At 38.6% G+C, this 18,226-nt stretch carries 23 protein-coding genes and 1 tRNA gene; 16 read left to right on the top strand and 8 right to left on the bottom strand.

From position 1 onward, the window contains the following. Positions 1-97: 97 nt before the first annotated feature. From FN960_RS01135 to yugI, 5 genes are all read left to right on the top strand, one after another. Complete coding sequence (locus tag FN960_RS01135) at positions 98-592, top strand: Lrp/AsnC family transcriptional regulator (protein ID WP_143846533.1); 495 nt, start codon at positions 98-100, stop codon at positions 590-592. Further along, positions 589-1,770, top strand: coding sequence for an aminotransferase (locus FN960_RS01130; protein ID WP_143846532.1), 1,182 nt, complete (start codon positions 589-591; stop codon positions 1,768-1,770). Before FN960_RS01135 ends, FN960_RS01130 begins: the two co-directional genes overlap by 4 nt. Positions 1,771-1,841: 71 nt before the next feature. After that, positions 1,842-2,621, top strand: coding sequence for a hydroxyethylthiazole kinase (gene thiM / locus FN960_RS01125; protein WP_143846956.1), 780 nt, complete (start codon positions 1,842-1,844; stop codon positions 2,619-2,621). A gap of 30 nt (positions 2,622-2,651) precedes the next feature. Beyond that, positions 2,652-3,797, top strand: coding sequence for a DEAD/DEAH box helicase (locus FN960_RS01120; RefSeq protein WP_143846531.1), 1,146 nt, complete (start codon positions 2,652-2,654; stop codon positions 3,795-3,797). Positions 3,798-4,141: 344 nt separating this feature from the next. Continuing rightward, positions 4,142-4,570, top strand: coding sequence for a S1 domain-containing post-transcriptional regulator GSP13 (yugI, locus tag FN960_RS01115; RefSeq protein ID WP_143846530.1), 429 nt, complete (start codon positions 4,142-4,144; stop codon positions 4,568-4,570). A gap of 97 nt (positions 4,571-4,667) precedes the next feature. On the opposite strand, the gene FN960_RS01110 is transcribed toward yugI, so the two are convergent. Continuing rightward, positions 4,668-4,895 (bottom strand): DUF378 domain-containing protein, encoded by a 228-nt coding sequence (locus FN960_RS01110; protein ID WP_143846529.1) that lies wholly within the window; start codon positions 4,893-4,895, stop codon positions 4,668-4,670. A 206-nt stretch (positions 4,896-5,101) separates the two neighbouring features. On the opposite strand from FN960_RS01110, the gene FN960_RS01105 reads away from it, so the two are divergent. Further along, a complete protein-coding gene (locus FN960_RS01105) occupies positions 5,102-6,262 on the top strand; it encodes an iron-containing alcohol dehydrogenase (RefSeq protein ID WP_143846528.1) in 1,161 nt (386 codons plus the stop codon). A gap of 149 nt (positions 6,263-6,411) precedes the next feature. Then, positions 6,412-7,758 (top strand): glucose-6-phosphate isomerase, encoded by a 1,347-nt coding sequence (locus FN960_RS01100; protein WP_143846527.1) that lies wholly within the window; start codon positions 6,412-6,414, stop codon positions 7,756-7,758. A 134-nt stretch (positions 7,759-7,892) separates the two neighbouring features. Here FN960_RS01100 and FN960_RS22665 read toward each other — a convergent pair whose 3' ends face one another. After that, positions 7,893-8,048 (bottom strand): hypothetical protein, encoded by a 156-nt coding sequence (locus FN960_RS22665; protein ID WP_185970856.1) that lies wholly within the window; start codon positions 8,046-8,048, stop codon positions 7,893-7,895. A 168-nt stretch (positions 8,049-8,216) separates the two neighbouring features. Between FN960_RS22665 and FN960_RS22660 the strand changes: the two genes are divergently transcribed. From FN960_RS22660 to FN960_RS22655, 3 genes are all read left to right on the top strand, one after another. Further along, complete coding sequence (locus FN960_RS22660) at positions 8,217-8,366, top strand: hypothetical protein (protein ID WP_185970855.1); 150 nt, start codon at positions 8,217-8,219, stop codon at positions 8,364-8,366. A 147-nt stretch (positions 8,367-8,513) separates the two neighbouring features. Then, a complete protein-coding gene (locus FN960_RS01095) occupies positions 8,514-8,930 on the top strand; it encodes a YugN-like family protein (RefSeq protein ID WP_143846526.1) in 417 nt (138 codons plus the stop codon). 63 nt (positions 8,931-8,993) lie between these two features. Next, on the top strand, positions 8,994-9,152 hold the full coding sequence (locus FN960_RS22655) for a hypothetical protein (RefSeq protein WP_185970854.1): 159 nt from the start codon (positions 8,994-8,996) through the stop codon (positions 9,150-9,152). Between the two features lie 114 nt (positions 9,153-9,266). Here FN960_RS22655 and FN960_RS01090 read toward each other — a convergent pair whose 3' ends face one another. After that, positions 9,267-9,476 (bottom strand): hypothetical protein, encoded by a 210-nt coding sequence (locus FN960_RS01090; RefSeq protein ID WP_143846525.1) that lies wholly within the window; start codon positions 9,474-9,476, stop codon positions 9,267-9,269. Between the two features lie 100 nt (positions 9,477-9,576). Here FN960_RS01090 and FN960_RS01085 point away from each other — a divergent pair, with 100 nt between their 5' ends. From FN960_RS01085 to FN960_RS01075, 4 genes are all read left to right on the top strand, one after another. Next, positions 9,577-9,816, top strand: a complete 240-nt coding sequence (locus FN960_RS01085) for a hypothetical protein (RefSeq protein WP_143846524.1) — start codon at positions 9,577-9,579, stop codon at positions 9,814-9,816. Between the two features lie 102 nt (positions 9,817-9,918). Then, complete coding sequence (locus FN960_RS01080) at positions 9,919-10,638, top strand: hypothetical protein (protein ID WP_185970853.1); 720 nt, start codon at positions 9,919-9,921, stop codon at positions 10,636-10,638. A 102-nt stretch (positions 10,639-10,740) separates the two neighbouring features. Beyond that, complete coding sequence (locus FN960_RS22650) at positions 10,741-10,908, top strand: hypothetical protein (protein ID WP_185970852.1); 168 nt, start codon at positions 10,741-10,743, stop codon at positions 10,906-10,908. Positions 10,909-11,086: 178 nt separating this feature from the next. Beyond that, on the top strand, positions 11,087-11,605 hold the full coding sequence (locus tag FN960_RS01075) for a DUF3231 family protein (protein ID WP_143846523.1): 519 nt from the start codon (positions 11,087-11,089) through the stop codon (positions 11,603-11,605). 118 nt (positions 11,606-11,723) lie between these two features. Here the strand turns inward: FN960_RS01075 and FN960_RS01070 are convergent, their stop codons facing one another. The 5 genes from FN960_RS01070 to FN960_RS01050 form a co-directional block, all read right to left on the bottom strand. Next, the gene (locus FN960_RS01070; protein WP_143846522.1) at positions 11,724-12,557 is read right to left on the bottom strand and encodes an STAS domain-containing protein; all 834 of its coding nucleotides are present in this window, start codon (positions 12,555-12,557) and stop codon (positions 11,724-11,726) included. 382 nt (positions 12,558-12,939) lie between these two features. Continuing rightward, positions 12,940-13,131: a hypothetical protein gene (locus FN960_RS01065; RefSeq protein WP_143846521.1), complete on the bottom strand. Its 192-nt coding sequence runs from the start codon at positions 13,129-13,131 to the stop codon at positions 12,940-12,942. 395 nt (positions 13,132-13,526) lie between these two features. After that, a complete protein-coding gene (locus FN960_RS01060) occupies positions 13,527-14,051 on the bottom strand; it encodes a PH domain-containing protein (RefSeq protein WP_143846520.1) in 525 nt (174 codons plus the stop codon). Between the two features lie 235 nt (positions 14,052-14,286). Then, positions 14,287-14,991 (bottom strand): cytochrome b family protein, encoded by a 705-nt coding sequence (locus FN960_RS01055; RefSeq protein ID WP_143846519.1) that lies wholly within the window; start codon positions 14,989-14,991, stop codon positions 14,287-14,289. A gap of 199 nt (positions 14,992-15,190) precedes the next feature. Next, positions 15,191-15,263 (bottom strand) — tRNA-Ala (locus FN960_RS01050). Positions 15,264-15,673: 410 nt separating this feature from the next. On the opposite strand from FN960_RS01050, the gene arfA reads away from it, so the two are divergent. Continuing rightward, the gene (gene arfA, locus FN960_RS01045; protein WP_143846518.1) at positions 15,674-17,182 is read left to right on the top strand and encodes an arabinosylfuranosidase ArfA; all 1,509 of its coding nucleotides are present in this window, start codon (positions 15,674-15,676) and stop codon (positions 17,180-17,182) included. Positions 17,183-17,311: 129 nt separating this feature from the next. Beyond that, positions 17,312-18,217, top strand: a complete 906-nt coding sequence (locus FN960_RS01040; RefSeq protein WP_143846517.1) for an AraC family transcriptional regulator — start codon at positions 17,312-17,314, stop codon at positions 18,215-18,217. Positions 18,218-18,226 lie beyond the last annotated feature (9 nt).

Here is an 18,226-nt window from a genome sequence, read left to right as displayed (position 1 = left end):
AAAAAGTCATAAAGAGTGTTCGTTCCAAATTGTCCGCTATGTTATGATATACAAAAACCAACGGTAACATTCTGGAGCAGGAAGGGAAGTTATACAAATGGATTCAAAAGCGATTGAAATCCTTCAAATTATAGAATCAAATGGTCGAATAGAAATTCCGATCTTAGCTAAGATGGTAGATGCTACAGAAGAAGAAGTAAAGCAATATCTAGCTGAGCTGGAAAAAGAAAGAGTGATCCTCAGTTATTCGGCGGTCATTGATTGGGCAAAAGTCCGTGATCAAGAAGGGATTACAGCAGTTATAGATGTTAAAGTAACACCAAAACGCGGAGTTGGTTTTGATGAAGTGGCTGAACGAATTTATCGATTTCCTGAGGTTCAGGCATTGTATTTAATGTCAGGAGCATATGACCTCTCCGTTGTGATAGAAAGCAAAACAATGTCTGAGAGTGCGCGCTTTGTATCAGATAAATTATCAACGATTGACTCTGTTATTTCCACAACCACTCATTTTCAGTTGAAGAAATATAAGCATGATGGTGTGGTTTTTGATGAACCAGATAAAGATCGTCGTATGGTGGTGTCTCCATGAGTTCAATTAGTATAAATCAAACATCTAGATTATCACAGCGTGTTCAAGAAATTCCTCCGTCTGGCATTCGCCGTTTTTTTGATTTAGCTTCCACGATGGAGAATGTGATATCACTAGGCGTAGGAGAGCCAGATTATGTCACGCCATGGAAGGTAAGAGAGGCGAGCATATCTTCCTTAGAACGAGGATTTACTTCATATTCAGCTAATGCAGGCGTAATAGAATTGCGTAAAGCGATTTCTGATTATATGCAAGATCGTTTTTCAGTCAGCTACGATCCTGAAACAGAGGTTTTGGTGACTGTAGGTGCTAGTGAAGCCATTGATATTGGTATGCGTGCCATTCTGAACCCTGGGGATGAAGTGATTATTGTGGAGCCAACGTTTGTATCCTATCGTTCACTTGTATCTATGGCTGGAGGGGTTCCCGTTCCAGTTCGTACGGGCGTAGAGAACCAATTTAAGGTGACAGCAGAGCAAATTAAAGAGGCGATCACTCCAAGAACAAAGGCGCTTATGATTTGTTTTCCAAACAATCCTACAGGTTCGACGATGACCAAAGAAGAATTAAAGGAACTATCGGCACTCGCAAACGAACATAATTTACTTGTTTTTTCAGATGAAATTTATGCTGAACTTTCTTATGATGAAGAACATTGTAGCATCGCAGAATTGGATGGAATGAAAGATCGAACGATTTTAATTTCCGGTTTCTCTAAGGCGTTCGCAATGACTGGTTGGCGTCTTGGCTTTGTTCTTGCTCCTCCTGATATTTTAGCAGCTATGTTAAAAATTCATCAATACACCTTAATGTGTGCGCCAACTATGGCTCAATATGGTGCGATTGAGGCATTGGAGAATGGCATGGAAGATGTAGAGCAAATGCGAAACTCCTACAGGCAACGTAGAAATTATGTTGTAAAATCGTTTGCAGAAATTGGATTGCCTTGCCACTCACCTGGTGGAGCGTTTTATGCCTTTCCTTCAGTCGGGAGTACGGGTTTTACTTCGGAAGAATTTGCTGAACGATTACTTCTTGAAGAAAGAGTGGCTGTAGTTCCGGGGCATGTATTTGGAGAAGGTGGAGAAGGCTATATTCGTTGTTCCTATGCCACATCCATGGATCACCTTAAAGAGGCAATGACGCGTTTGGATCGTTTTTTAACAAAATATAAGTAAAGAAAACTGCTTATTAGGGTAGTCTAATAAGCGGTTTCTTTCCGTGTGAATGACAGGAGGTAAAAGATGTGCTGAATAAAGTGAAAGAAATAAATCCGTTGGTTCATTGTATGACCAATATGGTGGTCACAACATTTACAGCCAATGGACTGTTAGCTTTAGGTGCTTCCCCCGTTATGGCCTATGCAAAGGAAGAGGTAGAGGATATGGCGGGTGCAGCGGGTGCACTGTTATTAAACATTGGTACACCCTCTGTTGAACTGGCTCATGCCATGATTCTTGCAGGAAAAGCCGCAAATAAAGCAGGGAAGCCGGTTATTTTAGACCCTGTTGGAGCGGGGGCTACGCCTTTTCGTACTCAAATCTGCCATCAGATACTTGAGGAAGTGGACGTTACAATCATACGTGGTAATGCTGGTGAAGCGGCAGCCTTATTAGGATTAGAAGGCACTGTAAAAGGGGTCGATGGGTCTCTAGAAGGAGACAAGCTGGAGGTAGCCAAACAGTTAGCAAACACGTACCAATGTATTGCTGTAGTGACGGGTGATATTGATGTGATTACAGACGGCTCAAACGTACAAACGATCGCTAATGGACATGAGTGGCTAACCAAAATTGTTGGAGCAGGATGCTTACTTGGTGGAGTCGTTGCTGCATTTGCAGCCGTATCAGACCGTAAGGATGATGTAGAAACAGCTGCATCAGCCGTTTCATATTATGGCGTGGCTGCAGAAAAAGCGTTTCAAGAGACAAAGAAAGAAGGCTTTGGTTCTTTTGCGCAAAGCTTTATCAATCAACTCGGTATGATGACAGAGGATGAAGCACGTTCAATGAGAAGAGAAGCTCGTTAGATAAATAATAAAAGGTGTGAGTAAGGATTCATGACAAATCTATTTCAATCTGATGTATTACCCAAGTATGTAAAACAAGCATTGGCACAAATGAATATTAGCGAACCGACGGATATTCAACAGAAAATGATTCCCGAAGCTCTTGAGGGTCAAAGTATTATCGCACGCTCTCAAACGGGTACGGGGAAAACATTAGCTTATCTACTCCCTGCTCTCACGCGTTTAGATGCTACTCAAAAAGGGCTACAAGTTATCATATTAGCGCCAACTCAAGAGCTATCCATGCAAATATATGAAGTCGCTAAACAACTTGTAGCGGATCAACCTATTCACGTGGCTGCTTTCATTGGTGGAGCTAACATTAACCGCCAGCTTGAAAAGCTAAAGAAGCAAAAACCACAAGTGGTGATTGGCACACCTGGACGCTTATTAGAGCTCATTAACTTAAAGAAATTAAAACTAAAAGATGTTGTGACGGTTACCGTGGACGAAGCAGATCGCATGCTTGGGGAGACAACTTCCTGGTCAGCTGTTACTGAAATTTCAAAACGAATTGGGCGAGACAAGCAGTTCTTATTTGTCTCAGCAACAATCCCTCAAGGTCTACAAGAAAAAATTGAAGGGTTTGCACCATTCACAATTGAGCTTGAAGCAGATGGAGAAGACATTAACCAAGAGTCGGTATCACACTTTTATATACAAACAGAGGCACGGGATAAAATTGATACGGTGCGAAAGCTCATTCATGCAGAAGACATCCAAAGAGGAATTGTTTTCGTAAACCAGCTTGAGCGACTTGTTGAAACAACGGAAAAATTAGTGTATCGAGGGTTAAAAGCAGCCTCTTTGTCATCTGAAAGCACAAAAGTAGAAAGAGAAAAAGCTCTAACCGCTTTTCGGAAGTCCGAATTAAATATTCTTGTCGCAACGGATTTAGCTGCCAGGGGATTAGATGTAACAGAAGTGACACATATCATACAACTAGATGCACCAAAAGAATCAGATTCTTACCTACACCGAGCCGGCCGAACCGGAAGAGCCGGTCAATCAGGGCAAGTATACACACTAATCGAACCACGCCAAGCCTATAAGCTAAATCAATTAAAGCAAGAATTAAACATTGACCTCCAAGAAGCAATCATAAAAGGTGGACAAGTTTTCTATAAAGAGGTTTAGGATCCTGTGGGGGTTAATTGTTGGATAATATCTTAACTTAGCGGACGGGATGAGTGGCCGACTCCGAAGGGAATTACGGGCAGGGTTGAAATACACTGGCAAAGCCAGTTTAGTTCAACGCCCGCCCTCGGAAAGCGTGCCCTCATCCAGGGAGCGAGTATAGAACAACCTAACTTGGTATACCTCTTTCAAAAAGCTTTGGTTAAAATCCAATAGACTCAGGGTAGCAAAAGCAATGAAAAAAATGTAATTATAATAATTTTTAGTCTTTAAATGCTTTTTGCATAATTTCAAAACCTATGTTAAAATCAAAAGGTTAAAAAATAGTTGGGAGATGTATGTGCATGGCTAATTATGAAGTAGGAAGTATCATTGAAGGTAAAGTTACGGGTATTAAACCGTTTGGAGCCTTTATTGCAATTGATGAGCAGAAGCAGGGGTTAGTACACATTTCGGAGGTGGCTCACGGCTTTGTTAAGGATATTAATGATGTCCTTACAGTTGGAGATGAAGTAAAAGTAAAAGTCATTTCTGTAGACGAGAACTCAGGAAAAATTTCTTTATCTATCCGTGCAACTCAAGAAGCACCAGCTCGTCCGGCAAGCAAGCCACGTCCAAGCGGCGGCGGTGGAAGCTACGGTGGTGGCGGTTCACGTAAACCAGCTCAGCAACAAAAACAACAAGGCTTTAACACGCTTGAAGACAAGCTTAAAGAATGGTTAAAGCAGTCTAACGAGATCCAAGCCGATCTTAACAAACGTGCAAAGAAATAAGGATTAAGAAATAAAAGAATCTCTACATCGGTAGAGGTTCTTTTTTTGTTAACAAAATAGAGGCGCACCAAGGTACACCTCTATGCCATTATATCCGTTAACGTTCTGTTTCAGGGATACGCTCGATTTCTTCATCTGGCTTAAACAGAATAGAGATACAATATAAACCTGCCAGACCAACTAAAGCATAAATCACTCTTGAAAATGCTGCTGCCTGACCACCAAATAAAGCAGCGACTAAGTCAAATCGGAAAAAACCAATAAGTCCCCAGTTGATTGCCCCAATAATAGCCAGAACTAGAGCAGTCCGTTGAATGCCACTCACATCAATCACCTCCGTTGTTGTAGGATTTGCACAACCATCGATGTGAGGGTGTGCTTCTCCTTTAGAATGAGGAACTATAGAGGAAATTATGCATAACAATGTGTGAGTCGCAAAAATGTGAGTACAATAGCACAGAGCAAGTTTCTTTACAGATGATTATGAACTGGATTAGGATATTCAATAGAAAGCAGAGGAGGCGTAACAGAATGGACGCATTTACGTTTTATAATCCAACGAAATTAATCTACGGAATTGATCAGACAAATGAACTTGCCACACAGCTCCCTAAAAACGAGAGCATTTTACTTGTATATGGTGGAGGCAGCATCAAGAAAAATGGTCTATATGACCGAGTTCTTTCACAATTAGAGCAGGTGAATGCTGAGGTCATTGAGCTAGCAGGTGTTGAACCAAATCCACGCTTAACAACCGTACGAAAAGGAATTGAACTATGTAAACAGCATAATGTAGGCTTTATTCTTGCTGTAGGCGGCGGAAGTGTGATTGATGCAACGAAAGCTATTGCTGTAGGCGCACAATATGATGGAGACATCTGGGATATTATTACTAAAAAAGAAACGGCGACTGGAGCACTTCCTTTTGGTACAATTCTTACCTTGGCAGCTACAGGATCCGAAATGAACGCAGGTTCTGTAATTACCAACTGGGAAACAAATCAAAAAGTTGGCTGGGGCAGTCCTTTTTCTTATCCGACATTCTCTATCCTTGATCCCAAAAACACAGTGAGTGTTCCTCAAGATCAGACGGTGTATGGTATCGTTGATATGATGAGCCATGTATTAGAAGCTTATTTTCATCAGGTGGAAAATACGCCATTACAGGACCGTATTTGCGAATCCATCCTTTTAACTGTTATGGAAACAGCACCTAAGCTGTTGGATAACCTAGAAAATCTAGAGCACAGAGGGACCATTCTTTATAGTGGGACGATGGCTCTTAACGGAATAACACAAATGGGTGCTAGAGGAGATTGGGGCTCTCATAATATTGAGCACGCAGTTTCGGCTATCTCGGACATTCCACACGCAGGTGGGCTGGCCATTATTTTTCCACACTGGCTTCGAAATAGCATGAGTGTTGGTTTAAACCGACATGTACAGCTTGCTACCCGCGTTCTTCAAGTAAACCCTGAAGGAAAAACGGACGAGCAGATTGCTGAAGAAGGTATTCAGAAGTTAAGCGAATTCTGGTCAAGCTTAGGTGCACCAAATCGTTTAGCTGATTACGACATCGATGAGAGTCAAATCGAGCGTATGTCTGGAATCGCGGCTGAGAATGGTCAATTTGGTAATTATGCTGTACTACAGGAAAAAGATGTGCAGCGTATTTTAACTGCGGCTCTTTAATCAACAATGCTTTAAATGAATAGTGGAGTTTTTTTACGGCGGGGTAAATTCCCGCCCATTTTTTGTGAGAACCAAGCGCTTGTCTTTTGTGCGTGTGTTCGGTAAAGTGGTTATATACATATTTAAACGTAAGGGAGGTTCTTCACTAAATGGAGAACATGTCATTTCAATATTCGCAAGCACTTGATTTTTTTAATGAGCAAGAGGTGAATAATCTTGCACCAGCTGTTGAAACAGCACACCACTCTTTGCATAATGGAACTGGAGTCGGAAGTGATTATTTAGGTTGGATTGATTTGCCTGTAAACTACGATAAAGAAGAATTTTCTCGAATTGAAAAAGCAGCAGCAAAAATCAGAAAGGATTCCGATGTATTGCTAGTTGTAGGGATTGGCGGCTCCTATCTTGGAGCACGTGCAGCAATTGAAGCTCTAACACATAGCTTCTATAACACACTTACAGCAGAAGACCGCAAAGCTCCTCAAATCTTTTTTGTAGGGCAAAACATCAGCTCTACCTATGTTAAGGATCTATTTGACCTTCTAAAAGATAAGGACGTCTCTGTGAACGTTATTTCTAAATCAGGCACAACGACGGAGCCAGCGATTGCATTTAGGATTTTCCGTGAATTCCTTGAACAGAAATACGGAAAAGCCGAAGCACGTAAACGAATTTACGCTACGACAGATAGTAAACGCGGTGCACTAAAGACTCTAGCGACGGAGGAAGGATATGAATCCTTTGTTATTCCTGATGATGTGGGCGGACGCTTCTCTGTTTTAACAGCTGTTGGTTTACTTCCGATCGCAGCTAGCGGATTAAATATTCAGTCGATGATGGAGGGTGCAGCAGCAGCTCGAACGGCATATAGCAACCCTAAGCTAGAAGAAAATGAAGCGTATCAATATGCAGCTATCAGAAACCTTCTTTACAATAAAGGGAAAACGATCGAGTTATTTGTGAACTATGAGCCATCTCTTCACTTTGTTTCTGAATGGTGGAAACAGCTTTTTGGAGAGAGTGAGGGCAAGGACCAAAAAGGAATTTTCCCTGCTTCCGTAGACTTCTCTACTGATTTACATTCAATGGGGCAGTACGTGCAGGACGGTCGCAGAGATTTATTTGAAACGGTTTTAAATGTGCAAACGGTGCGTGAAGAAATTACGATTGATAGAGCTGAAGCGGACTTAGACGGATTAAATTACTTATCAGGTCAAACGATGGACTTTGTAAACAAAAAAGCCTTCCAGGGAACGATGCTTGCTCATACAGATGGCGGAGTACCAAATTTAGTGGTTAACATCCCTGAACTGAATGAATATCATTTTGGATATCTTGTTTATTTCTTTGAAAAAGCTTGCGCAATCAGTGGTTATTTACTTGGAGTAAATCCATTTAATCAGCCTGGGGTTGAAGATTACAAGCGAAACATGTTTGCCTTACTTGGAAAAAAAGGATATGAGAAAGAAAGAGAAGAGCTAGAAAAACGTCTTTAATTAGACTGGCTGGAACTGAACCAGCTCGGTCCTACCAAACATAAACTAATCAACACAAGAGCCGAACCACAATGTGTTTACATAATGGTTCGGCTCTTCTTGTAGCGAAAATACAATTCTGTCCTATCAAGTACTTAACTATTTTGCTTTCTTGACAATAACACTGTTCCAACCACTCCGACAACAATACCAACACCTATCCCAAGAGCAATGTTGCCCGTGCTTAGTCCAACAACCATACCTATAATTAATCCAAAAATAATCGCAATTCCTTCGGCGTATTTCTTCATTTATAAATAACCCCCGTTAAAAAAACATCATATCCTAAGTGTATAGTAAATGACCAGCAGTTTCTAATAGGATGTATATATTTAAGGTTTTTAGTTAAAATTAATGTGTAAAATAATGATTACGGGGAATAGACGAACTATAGTCTTTCTAAATAGGAGAGTACAAGTATGATTGAAGAGCATGACATCGTTATGTTTACACGTGAACTAAGTAAACTGAAACTTGAGTACCTAGAATCCACCAACGCCACACTTAAAGAATGTATTCAATACGACATTCTTTTTTTAGAAGATGTCTTAAATAATTCGCTCCATTAAACGCTCCCCCCCCCCTTGACGTGAGAGAGTGCCTACACTCTCAAATACATACACCTTATATCCCATCTACCTACCCTTACATATTTTCTAGCATAGCTGACATACTAATATGACAATACAGATGTAAAGATAAAGGAGCCTATGACGATGATTCCCATACAGTCAACGATAGAAGGAAAGTCCTTTAAATTTGAGACATTAGAAGCCCTGTTAAAACCCCTCGGATATACAATCGGAAGTAATTGGGAATATGATCATGGATATTTTGACTATACCATTGATCAAGATCAGGGTTATACTTTTCTCCGTGTCCCTTTTCGCACTGAATATGGAGAGCTTGGACAAAAGGGAACAACCGTGATTCTGGATACACCATTTATATTAAAGCATAATTACCAAGAAGACCTTGATGACAATATATCCAGTGGTACCGTCCCTATCCAGGTAAGCGGCCTAATTAATCAGTTTCAAGAGCCGGTAAATAAGGATGGAGATGTGAGCGATAAATACGTACCTATTGCTGAGAATTTAGTAAAAGAGGTCGAAACCGTTCTTCTTCCATGATGAAGTTGTCATAATCAGAATCAACTGGTATGATGATGAAAAATGTAGGATGCGGGGAATTAAATGAGCACAGCGATTATCTTTGGAGTGGCTATCTTTTTAGGATGGATCATTCTTGATATTGTAAACCACAAAAAACTTCAACTCGAAACAGTAATCACATCATTTCTTGCAGGTGTAGCGGGAGCTGGATTTTGGTTGCTACTTAATATTATTTTTTAAATAAGACCATTTGCGGAAGACGCAAATGGTCTTATTGTATTTTGGGGAGTGGAGCCCCTTGAGCTTTCTCAGGAAATGAAAAAAATAAAATAAAGTTAATTAGGTCAATAGCTATTATCCTGCCACTCTTTTACTTGATTTACTAAGTTGCTTTCTTAACAACGGAAGTGCAAGAGACCACAATAAAAACGCAGTTGCCGCAATGGCTAAAGTGATAGTCCAATTCACCTGTTGATAGATAACAAGATCTTTCATTGCTAATAATACAGCCGTAACTAACCCGGCAATAATACCATCTAATAATTTGCTGCTTGTCACGCTCATGATTTCCTCCTAGTTAATTCGTCTATCTCTACATTCCCTGATGCGAGAGGGATAAAACATAAATAAAATTGGTTTTGCCCTCTCTAAAAAGGGTATCTAGATGAAAAAAACGGAGGTTATGATGATGGCAGACAAGCACAATATTGAGGAAGAGATTATAGAGATTGTCCAAAAAGGAAATACATCGAAACTAGACGTAGCTGAAGAGATCATTCAATCCAGAAATTTAGAGTCGTTTGAAGCATTTGAAATCATTGATAGCATGGTAAATGAAGGTCAACTGATAAAAGAAAATGAAACCATCGGTGATTATGAGATTAAAGTTGCAAAGAAGGCATAGGAATGTCAAACCATTTTTAACGATGGAGCTCTCCAATTGGGGGGCTTTTCGTTACGGTTAAGACCCACATAGATAAAGAATAATAATGGGAGGGGGAGGACTTTGTTTAGTTTGATGGATTGGTTAAGGTTGTTTATGGCTGCGCTATTTATTCTGCCCCTAGTCACCGTAATTAGGGAGTCTGGTTATTATATTGCAGCGACATTACTCGGAGGGACGAATAAAAAGCTTATTGTTGGCAGTGGACCAACACTTTTTAAATGGCATACGTTAGAAGTAAGGAGATACTTTTTTATGTATAGCTGGATGGAATATGATGAACTACGCCCGAGTACAAAGTTTTGGCACGCATTTATTTATATTTCTCCAATTTTAACAACTTCTTTTTGTGCTATATTAGTGAATTGGCTAATTTTACAAGGAACTCTCTCAGATAATATATTTTGGACCACCTTTGTGTTCTATTGCTTTTATTTTGTCCTATTTGATGTCATTCCTGTTTACTTGCCGGATGGTCAGCCTACAAATGGGAGAGCAATCTTTGATTTAATTTGGCATGGCGAACGCTCCGACTATAAAAAAATGAGAGAAGAAAAGACCGTGAATGAGCCGAAATCAGAAGAGGAAAGAAGTAACACAGATGCACAAGAAGAAACGATGGAAAATAGGGATCGAGATGATGAGGAACGAAAGGATCACACAGATACTAGCTACCCTCAGAACACCGCAAATCAGAGAAGCTACACTGAGAAACAAGAAAAAACAAAACAAAACCGAGATCGAGATGAAAAGGAACGAAAAGATCATACAGAGCCTAATTGAAATTCGCCCTAACCTGCTTGAATACGCTAGTAAGTTTTCGTGGCTTGATTAAGGGTATATAAAAACATAGGTATCGACCAAACCAATCTGAGGAGGATATCTATGTTAAATCACATAGATCGAGAGCTATTTCAACGTGATATTCAATTCCTCAAGATGTTACAGGGGAAAATGCCGAATGATAAAAGTCATCTATCCGCAACAATCGAGGAAGAAATTAAACAATTAGAAATAGTAATCGAAGAAACAGAGATGCAAGTAAATTTTTAGTGCGAAAGAGTGGGTGTTTGACCCACTCTACATAGTGTTCTAATCAGTTATTGTCTCTAGGTATAAAGAGGGCGTGAATTCATCCATGTCCTCTTTTTTATGTTATCTAAAAGTAATTAGAATAGAATGAAGTGGTTAAGCAAACCCTTTTAAAGTATCAAAAAAAAGGGGGCACAAAATGGGCATATTATCAGGAAATCCAAAAGAAGAGCCAATGCATTACGGAGAAGTATTCAGTACTTGGAATTTTGTCATGATGTCTAATAAAGCAATTGCTGAAGCGCAGGTATTATTAAATCATGCAGGAGATAGTGACCTAAAGAAATTGTTAAAGGAATCAATTGAATTAGGTCAATCCGAAGTAAAAAAGGTATCTGAGTTACTTTTAGAAAATGGTGTTGCTGTGCCACCATCTGCTCCAGAACCTCCCAAAGTAGATGTAAATGATATTCCTGTAGGTGCGAAGTTAGCAGATCCGGATATAGCGATATCAGCCTCAGAGAAAATTGCAGCTGGATTAGTAACGTGTAGTGGAATTATGGGTCAATCCATTAGAGAAGATATTGCAATGATGTTTGGACAGTTTCACACAAGTAAGGCAGCACTCGGAGCTAAATATCTAAATCTTATCAAAGAAAAAGGATGGATGATTCCGCCACCACTTCACTTCAGTCAAAAGGATAAAGTAGAAGCATAAAAAATCCTCTTTTCCAGCGAACATGAAGATCTTAAAAGATCTTCATGTTTTTTCTTTGTAAAATCTTAGAAGGTGAAAGAACTTCTTTAAGTATTAAAAGCTATGTCTGCCTGGATGACTAATTTAATATGCCATTTGCAATGGCTTGGTCAACACTTGAATAAACCTTCACTCTATCTAGTTTTATACCTAAGTGAACAGCAGTTTGCGCTATCTCAGGTCTAACACCTGATAACGAAGCTTCTACACCAAGTAGCTGGAGTCCGTTCATAAGATCAAACAATTTCCCTGCTACCATGGTATCAATAATCGGAACTCCTGATAAATCGATGATTAGATGTAATAGCTTTTTCTCTGAACATGTATTCAATACTTGTTCAAAAACAATGCTAGCACGATATGTATCAATCTCGCCAATTAAAGGGAGTATACCTGTTTTTGTAGTCAGCTGAATAACAGGAGCACTCAGTTCAGTTATCATTTGCATTTGTGAGTTCAAAAGGTTTTTTTGGTTTTTCTCAAATTCATCTGTGATAGTTACGATAATTGTACGCATTGTCTCTAAGATTAGTTCTCTATACTTTTTAATTTCGATTGAAGTAACAGTCGAGTGTTCAACTGAAAAGTCATATAAAATTTCTAAATATTGCTCTTGAGTTCTAAGGAATTCATTAATTATAGAAGAATTAGATGTGTGAAGATGGGCCTCATCATTTGAAATGAGATTAATCCAGTCTTTCATTTCCAGAAAAAAAAGACTTCTCTCAGTTGAGAAAACCTTAAAGAAATTAATGTGAAAACTCATGTTTTGTTCTTTCAAAATCTCAATTGATTTATTAGACGTAGAAGAATATACTCCATTATCCTCAGTGTTAAGAGAATCGTACCAATCTTCTGTAATGTTATCTAATCTATCCATAAAATAATTGTAGAGTGTAAGATCGTTTGTCATATAAATAGTTCCCTTCCTAGGTATAATATAATTTTACATGATTACAAGTGATATTAAAAATTTCAAGATCTAAGGAATGAGATGTCAAAATAAATAGTCAAGGAGTGAAGGTTAACTTATGACTCAAGGAGGAAAGGTTAGATGGTTTTGCAAAGAGGTCTATTCAAGAATCAATCTGAACAGATAATGATATGGTTAAGAGAAGACAATGCAGGAAATTAGAATGTAGTAGTAAATAAGGAGAAGAAAAATATAAAGCTCACTAGTTTTATATATGTAAGGTTCGGGTAACAAGCTCTAAGTCTAAATAATTTCGAAAAACTATAGAGTTAGACCACTATTATGATAAGTTACCCGATATTTTCAAAAACCATTAATATGCTTAGCTTTTAATTTCATCTTCTGAATATTCATCAAGAAGTGATCGTATGTCCTGTGCAAACTCATTTGGATTGAAGTTCACAGTAGCTTTTTTGTTAATCTCTAATTGACTGTAAATCACTTTTAAAAGAGGCCGAGCATCTTTTTCTTCCAGGGCATTGATTTGCTGAATTCTTTTTTGTAGATACGGCATATGCACCTCCCATAATATGGTTGGATTTTAGTATAACATACTCTTGAAAGGAAAATTCTTGATTATTTAATACGTAACATAAACTTAATAGGGAACATGTTAAATGATCGGGATTTTTCGCCACTTTATAGATTCGTAAAAGCTTTTCATATCAACTAGAAAGATAACCTTGCTCATGATTGTTCACCTCATCATCATAATTACTTTCAGTATATGGGAATGTATGTTCGATATACGATAAGAAAAATGAGCCATTATAGGCTCATCTGAACAATTTATTAAAACTGTGATTGACCGCCCGCCTCACTACGAGCTTTGCGTATGTTCCATTGTTTACTGACTTAACATTACCAAAGATATAAAAAATCTAAAATGATGTACGCATGAGTCACCGTCTAATTTAGAATTTTTTCTTTTTGTGCTTTAAACTCTTCCTCTGAAATAGCACCCATATCAAGTAATTCCTTAAGCTCTTTTATCTTAGAAAATCCACTTGTTTCCGTTGTAGCTGCTACAGTAGATGAAGTGGTTTTCAAAGCATCTATGGCCTTATTAGTAGCGTCTATAAATGGTTGTATGGTTCCTTTATCACAATGAGTAATGTTGAATGACTCTGCACCATCCCATATGTGAATTTCTCCTAACAACATACCGCGTTTTTGGGCAATAGAGTTAATTTTGTCTAATGCTATTTCCTTTTGTTTTAGTCCATATATCATACCTTTATCTAAGAAGATAACGCGCTTATTAGTAGATACAACCAACCAAGTACTGCTCCCTAGGAAACCGCTAGTTGCATAATTAACAATCTCGTCGTTTGTCAGAATTTTAGGAAGTTCTTTGATTTCCTTCTTCGTTCCATATTTACCTGTTACACCAACTTCTTCAAAACGCTTTTTAATAGATTCATGTGTATGCATGGTGTTCCTCCCATAGTCTTACATATTATAAGTAAATACTACTATGGTTTACGTTATGCAACAAGATAAATTATCCAATTTATTAAATAACAAAGTGATATAAATATGAATACGCCTCGGGAATAATAGGTTCACCGGAGACAACCAAAGGCTAACCCTCATCATCATAATTACCTTTAGTGTATGAGAATGTACGTTCTGTATGCAACAAGAAAAAAGAGCCAATTAAGGCTCTTTATTTCTCCATGGCTGGGTGATGCCAATATTCATCAGCGATATTAGGAAGATTATCGAATAAAACATTATCAAAATTTATTTTTTCTCTTGTATCAGCAGTGAATGAAGACGTCATTGCAATTTCATCTTTTTCATTTCCGTATTGATCAACAAGAGTCGTTAGAATGTTGAAATCAACTGTATCAATTCCCTCAACACCTTCTAAGGATTCTAATGTATCCAATTGAGCTATGTACCAAGATTTCCGTGTCATATTAATCGTAAGGTTATCTGGTCCTTGTACTCTGAATAGAACAAAGTTGTTATCTTCATTGTATGATACCTCATCTACTCCTGAAAACGCGTCATCAGCAATAGCATTAATTCTTTCTTCTATAGAAGGCTCTGATTCAGTTTCTTCTACAACTTCCTCAGTGTTATCCTCTTCTTCTGTGGCTTCTTCAGTAGTTTCCTCTTCAGTAACATCTTCTTCATTTACTTCCTCTTTTTTAGTTTCTTCCGTTGAATCATCTTTAGGTTCAGCGTTCGCTTCCTCATTTGGTGAAACGGGTGTGACAATGAATGCTAAGACAAAGACAGCAATGCCAATCCACGTTTGCTTGTTTTTCTTTTCGCCATTCTTTTTACGCTTCCGATTTCCGATAATCCCAGTGACAATCAAGACAATAGCAACAAGGCCTAGTAAAGTACCTAAAGTTTGCAAATATTATTCCCCCATATTTTTCTATAATCTAGTGCAATGATACTATGATTTGCGCATTGCAACAAGATAAAGTTTCCAAAAAGTGGAAAACTGATAAAAATATGAGTTTGCCTCCAATCCGCCTCCGCATAAACATAATATAATAAAACAAAACACCCTCCACTAAGTGAAAGGTGCTTGCATTAAGGTTTCTCGTAGATGGAGCCTAGGGGGCTCGAACCCCTGACCTCCACGCTGCCAGCGTGGCGCTCTCCCAGCTGAGCTAAGGCCCCAATTCTGTAATATGTAAGCGGTACTGAATGATTATAGCATACAGAAATGTAGGATGGCAATTACTTTTATTAGTGTTTGAAGTAGCCTGTCTAATTATAGATATACTTTAGTCTTACTGGTTTTTAATTCATAAATCTATTATAATAATCAATAAATTTAGAATAGAATGTTATTAGGGCGTATATTCATGCTATGATAGCGGGGGATAGGTTTGTATACTTTTAATGACTTCAAGGGAGGGTCTTTATAAAAGCAATTAATGCCTCGTAATAGTGTCAATTACATCTATTAAGTTAATATGCATTACGGAATAATCGGAAGGCCTATGTAGTCGTATTATGACTATATAGAGCGTAATAGATATTTATAAAAATGTAAGCGCTATCTAAATAACGAGAGGATGACTTCAATGGCGGAACAATTAAAAGCTCGTATGACTGTGGATCGAGAATTTAAAATTGGTGAGATTGATAAGAGGTTGTATGGTTCATTTATTGAGCACTTAGGAAGAGCCGTATATGGAGGGATTTATGAGGTAGATCATCCGGACTCAACAGAAGAGGGGTTTCGTACGGATGTTATAGAATTGGTTAAGGAACTTCAGGTCCCAATTGTACGATATCCGGGTGGAAATATGGTATCGGCTTATAATTGGGAGGATGGAGTTGGCCCAATATCCGAACGACCTAAGAAATTAGAGCTAGCCTGGAGGGTTATCGAGCCTAACTATGTGGGGACCAATGAGTTTGCAGAATGGGCAAGACTTGCGGACACAGAGGTAATGATGGCTGTGAATCTTGGCACTAGAGGAATTGATGCTGCAAGGAATTTACTGGAATATTGTAATCACCCTAAAGGTAGCTATTGGAGTGATCTAAGACGTAATCACGGGTATAAGGAACCACATAAGATTAAGACATGGTGCCTTGGGAACGAAATGGATGGACCATGGCAGGTGGGTCATAAAACAGCAAACGAATATGGTAGGCTTGCCTTAGAGACAGCTAAAGCAATGAGACTTGTGGATCCGAGCATAGAATTAGTAGCGTGTGGAAGTTCAAGTGCACAGATGCCAACGTTTCCAGAGTGGGAAGCAACGATACTAGATCATACGTATGAAGAGGTTGATTATTTATCTTTGCATCAATATTACGGAAACCGGTCAGGAGATACAGCTAATTATCTTGCTAAAACACTTGAAATGAATGACTTTATTAAAACAGTAGTAGCAACCTGCGACTACATAAAAGCAAAAAAAAGAAGTAAAAAAACAATGCATTTAAGTTTTGACGAATGGAATGTATGGTTTCACTCCAATCAAGCAGATAGAGAAATTGAGCCTTGGAGTGTCGCTCCTCCTCAGTTAGAGGATGTGTATACTTTTGAGGATGCTCTCTTAGTAGGATCTATTTTAATGACGTTAGTACGTAATGCAGATCGGGTGAAGATGGCATGTATGGCACAGCTTGTGAATGTTATTGCGCCTATTATGACGGAGACGGGTGGTAGTGCATGGAGACAGACTATCTTCTATCCTTACATGCATGTTTCTGTGTTTGGAAGAGGCACGTCGTTACATCCAGTTATATCGTCACCAAAATATGATTCAAAAGAATTTACTGATGTTCCTTATTTGGACTCTGCGGTTGTCTGGAATGAAGAAAAAGATGAGCTGACTATCTTTATGTTAAATCGACATCTTGAAGAAGGCTTAGAGGTAAATGTTGATATTAGAAGTTTCGAAGAGTATAAGCTTAAAGAGCATATTGTGCTTGAAAACGATGATTTAAAAGCGGTGAACACAGCTATTTCTCAACCGGTTAAACCACATACAAATGGTCATTCAACTGTTAATGACGGATATTTGCAGGTGCAAGCACCAAAAGCCTCGTGGCATGTTATTAGATTAGGTAAGTAATCAGAATCAGATGGGCTCAAAGCCCATCTGTATTTTGTTTGATTCCGTATTTTGTTCCAGATATACTTAACAGAATAAGAAAAAAGCAACGTTCAACCCATTCAAAGTATGTAAGAAAGGAGCATTCGGATGAGTTTCTATCATCAACACCTGCTAGAAGAAGATTACTATCCTGTGGTTCGATTTTACTATTATAAAGAATGGCAGGACTTTACGATGTCTATTCATTCACATGAAGCAATTGAGATTATGTATGTGTTATCAGGAACCTGTCTAATTGAAGTGGATGGGGATACTCATAAGCTGAAAAAGGGTCAATTTATTTTTATTGATGGAAATATACCGCATAGACTACATGTTGAGCCGGGTAAATCGTGTAGAATGAGTAACATTGAATTTAGCTTTCAGGGGCTTGAAACCGTGTTTCCATCATTTCGAGACATTGTAACTGAAAATAAAGCTCTGAGGCAATTAACAGAATCACCACATTCTTATTTGCTCCTTCACGATTCAACGGATATCTCTCAGTGCTTACATGCTCTAATTTTAGAGTTAGATCGAAAGGATCGAGAATCTCCCTTTACAGAACAATTGTTATTAAGTCAGATCCTGCTTCGTATGGCTGAAATAGCAGTGCATACTCAAGAAGCCCCCGAACAGCATGTGTATATACAGAAATCAATTGAATACATGCATCAGAACTATGATCGAGATTTGCGTGTGAAGGATGTAGCTGATGCCGTGCATCTTCATCCAGGGTATTTACACCGAATCTTCAAAAAAGCGATGGGGACCTCTGTTAACGGTTACCTTATTAATCACCGAATGGCCAAGGCTAAGGAGTTGCTTCTGCGTACAAATATATCCATTACGGATATTCCTCATTATATTGGCATGAACTCACAGCAATACTTTAGTACAATCTTTCGTCAGCAGACAGGATTTACTCCAAAGCAATTTAGACGAGAGGGACGTTACAAGGAGCATTTGCAATCAGCAGGTGATTATTTTAAACATTCAGTGAACCAAAGGTAAGAAAAATGA

Origin of the sequence: Alkalicoccobacillus porphyridii (assembly GCF_007293315.1) — a bacterium.
Taxonomy (GTDB): domain Bacteria; phylum Bacillota; class Bacilli; order Bacillales; family Bacillaceae_D; genus Alkalicoccobacillus; species Alkalicoccobacillus porphyridii.
This window is presented reverse-complemented; position numbering and strand designations above follow the sequence as displayed.

What these genes read in the sequence shown, in the direction of transcription:
- FN960_RS01135 (WP_143846533.1), top strand. Translation starts at nt 98, where the DNA reads ATGGATTCAAAAGCGATTGAAATCCTTCAAATTATAGAATCAAATGGT.
- FN960_RS01130 (WP_143846532.1), top strand. Translation starts at nt 589, where the DNA reads ATGAGTTCAATTAGTATAAATCAAACATCTAGATTATCACAGCGTGTT.
- FN960_RS01120 (WP_143846531.1), top strand. Translation starts at nt 2,652, where the DNA reads ATGACAAATCTATTTCAATCTGATGTATTACCCAAGTATGTAAAACAA.
- yugI (WP_143846530.1), top strand. Translation starts at nt 4,142, where the DNA reads ATGGCTAATTATGAAGTAGGAAGTATCATTGAAGGTAAAGTTACGGGT.
- FN960_RS01105 (WP_143846528.1), top strand. Translation starts at nt 5,102, where the DNA reads ATGGACGCATTTACGTTTTATAATCCAACGAAATTAATCTACGGAATT.
- FN960_RS01100 (WP_143846527.1), top strand. Translation starts at nt 6,412, where the DNA reads ATGGAGAACATGTCATTTCAATATTCGCAAGCACTTGATTTTTTTAAT.
- FN960_RS22665 (WP_185970856.1), bottom strand. Translation starts at nt 8,048, where the DNA reads ATGAAGAAATACGCCGAAGGAATTGCGATTATTTTTGGATTAATTATA.
- FN960_RS22660 (WP_185970855.1), top strand. Translation starts at nt 8,217, where the DNA reads ATGATTGAAGAGCATGACATCGTTATGTTTACACGTGAACTAAGTAAA.
- FN960_RS01095 (WP_143846526.1), top strand. Translation starts at nt 8,514, where the DNA reads ATGATTCCCATACAGTCAACGATAGAAGGAAAGTCCTTTAAATTTGAG.
- FN960_RS22655 (WP_185970854.1), top strand. Translation starts at nt 8,994, where the DNA reads ATGAGCACAGCGATTATCTTTGGAGTGGCTATCTTTTTAGGATGGATC.
- FN960_RS01090 (WP_143846525.1), bottom strand. Translation starts at nt 9,476, where the DNA reads ATGAGCGTGACAAGCAGCAAATTATTAGATGGTATTATTGCCGGGTTA.
- FN960_RS01085 (WP_143846524.1), top strand. Translation starts at nt 9,577, where the DNA reads ATGAAAAAAACGGAGGTTATGATGATGGCAGACAAGCACAATATTGAG.
- FN960_RS22650 (WP_185970852.1), top strand. Translation starts at nt 10,741, where the DNA reads ATGTTAAATCACATAGATCGAGAGCTATTTCAACGTGATATTCAATTC.
- FN960_RS01075 (WP_143846523.1), top strand. Translation starts at nt 11,087, where the DNA reads ATGGGCATATTATCAGGAAATCCAAAAGAAGAGCCAATGCATTACGGA.
- FN960_RS01070 (WP_143846522.1), bottom strand. Translation starts at nt 12,557, where the DNA reads ATGACAAACGATCTTACACTCTACAATTATTTTATGGATAGATTAGAT.
- FN960_RS01065 (WP_143846521.1), bottom strand. Translation starts at nt 13,131, where the DNA reads ATGCCGTATCTACAAAAAAGAATTCAGCAAATCAATGCCCTGGAAGAA.
- FN960_RS01060 (WP_143846520.1), bottom strand. Translation starts at nt 14,051, where the DNA reads ATGCATACACATGAATCTATTAAAAAGCGTTTTGAAGAAGTTGGTGTA.
- arfA (WP_143846518.1), top strand. Translation starts at nt 15,674, where the DNA reads ATGGCGGAACAATTAAAAGCTCGTATGACTGTGGATCGAGAATTTAAA.
- FN960_RS01040 (WP_143846517.1), top strand. Translation starts at nt 17,312, where the DNA reads ATGAGTTTCTATCATCAACACCTGCTAGAAGAAGATTACTATCCTGTG.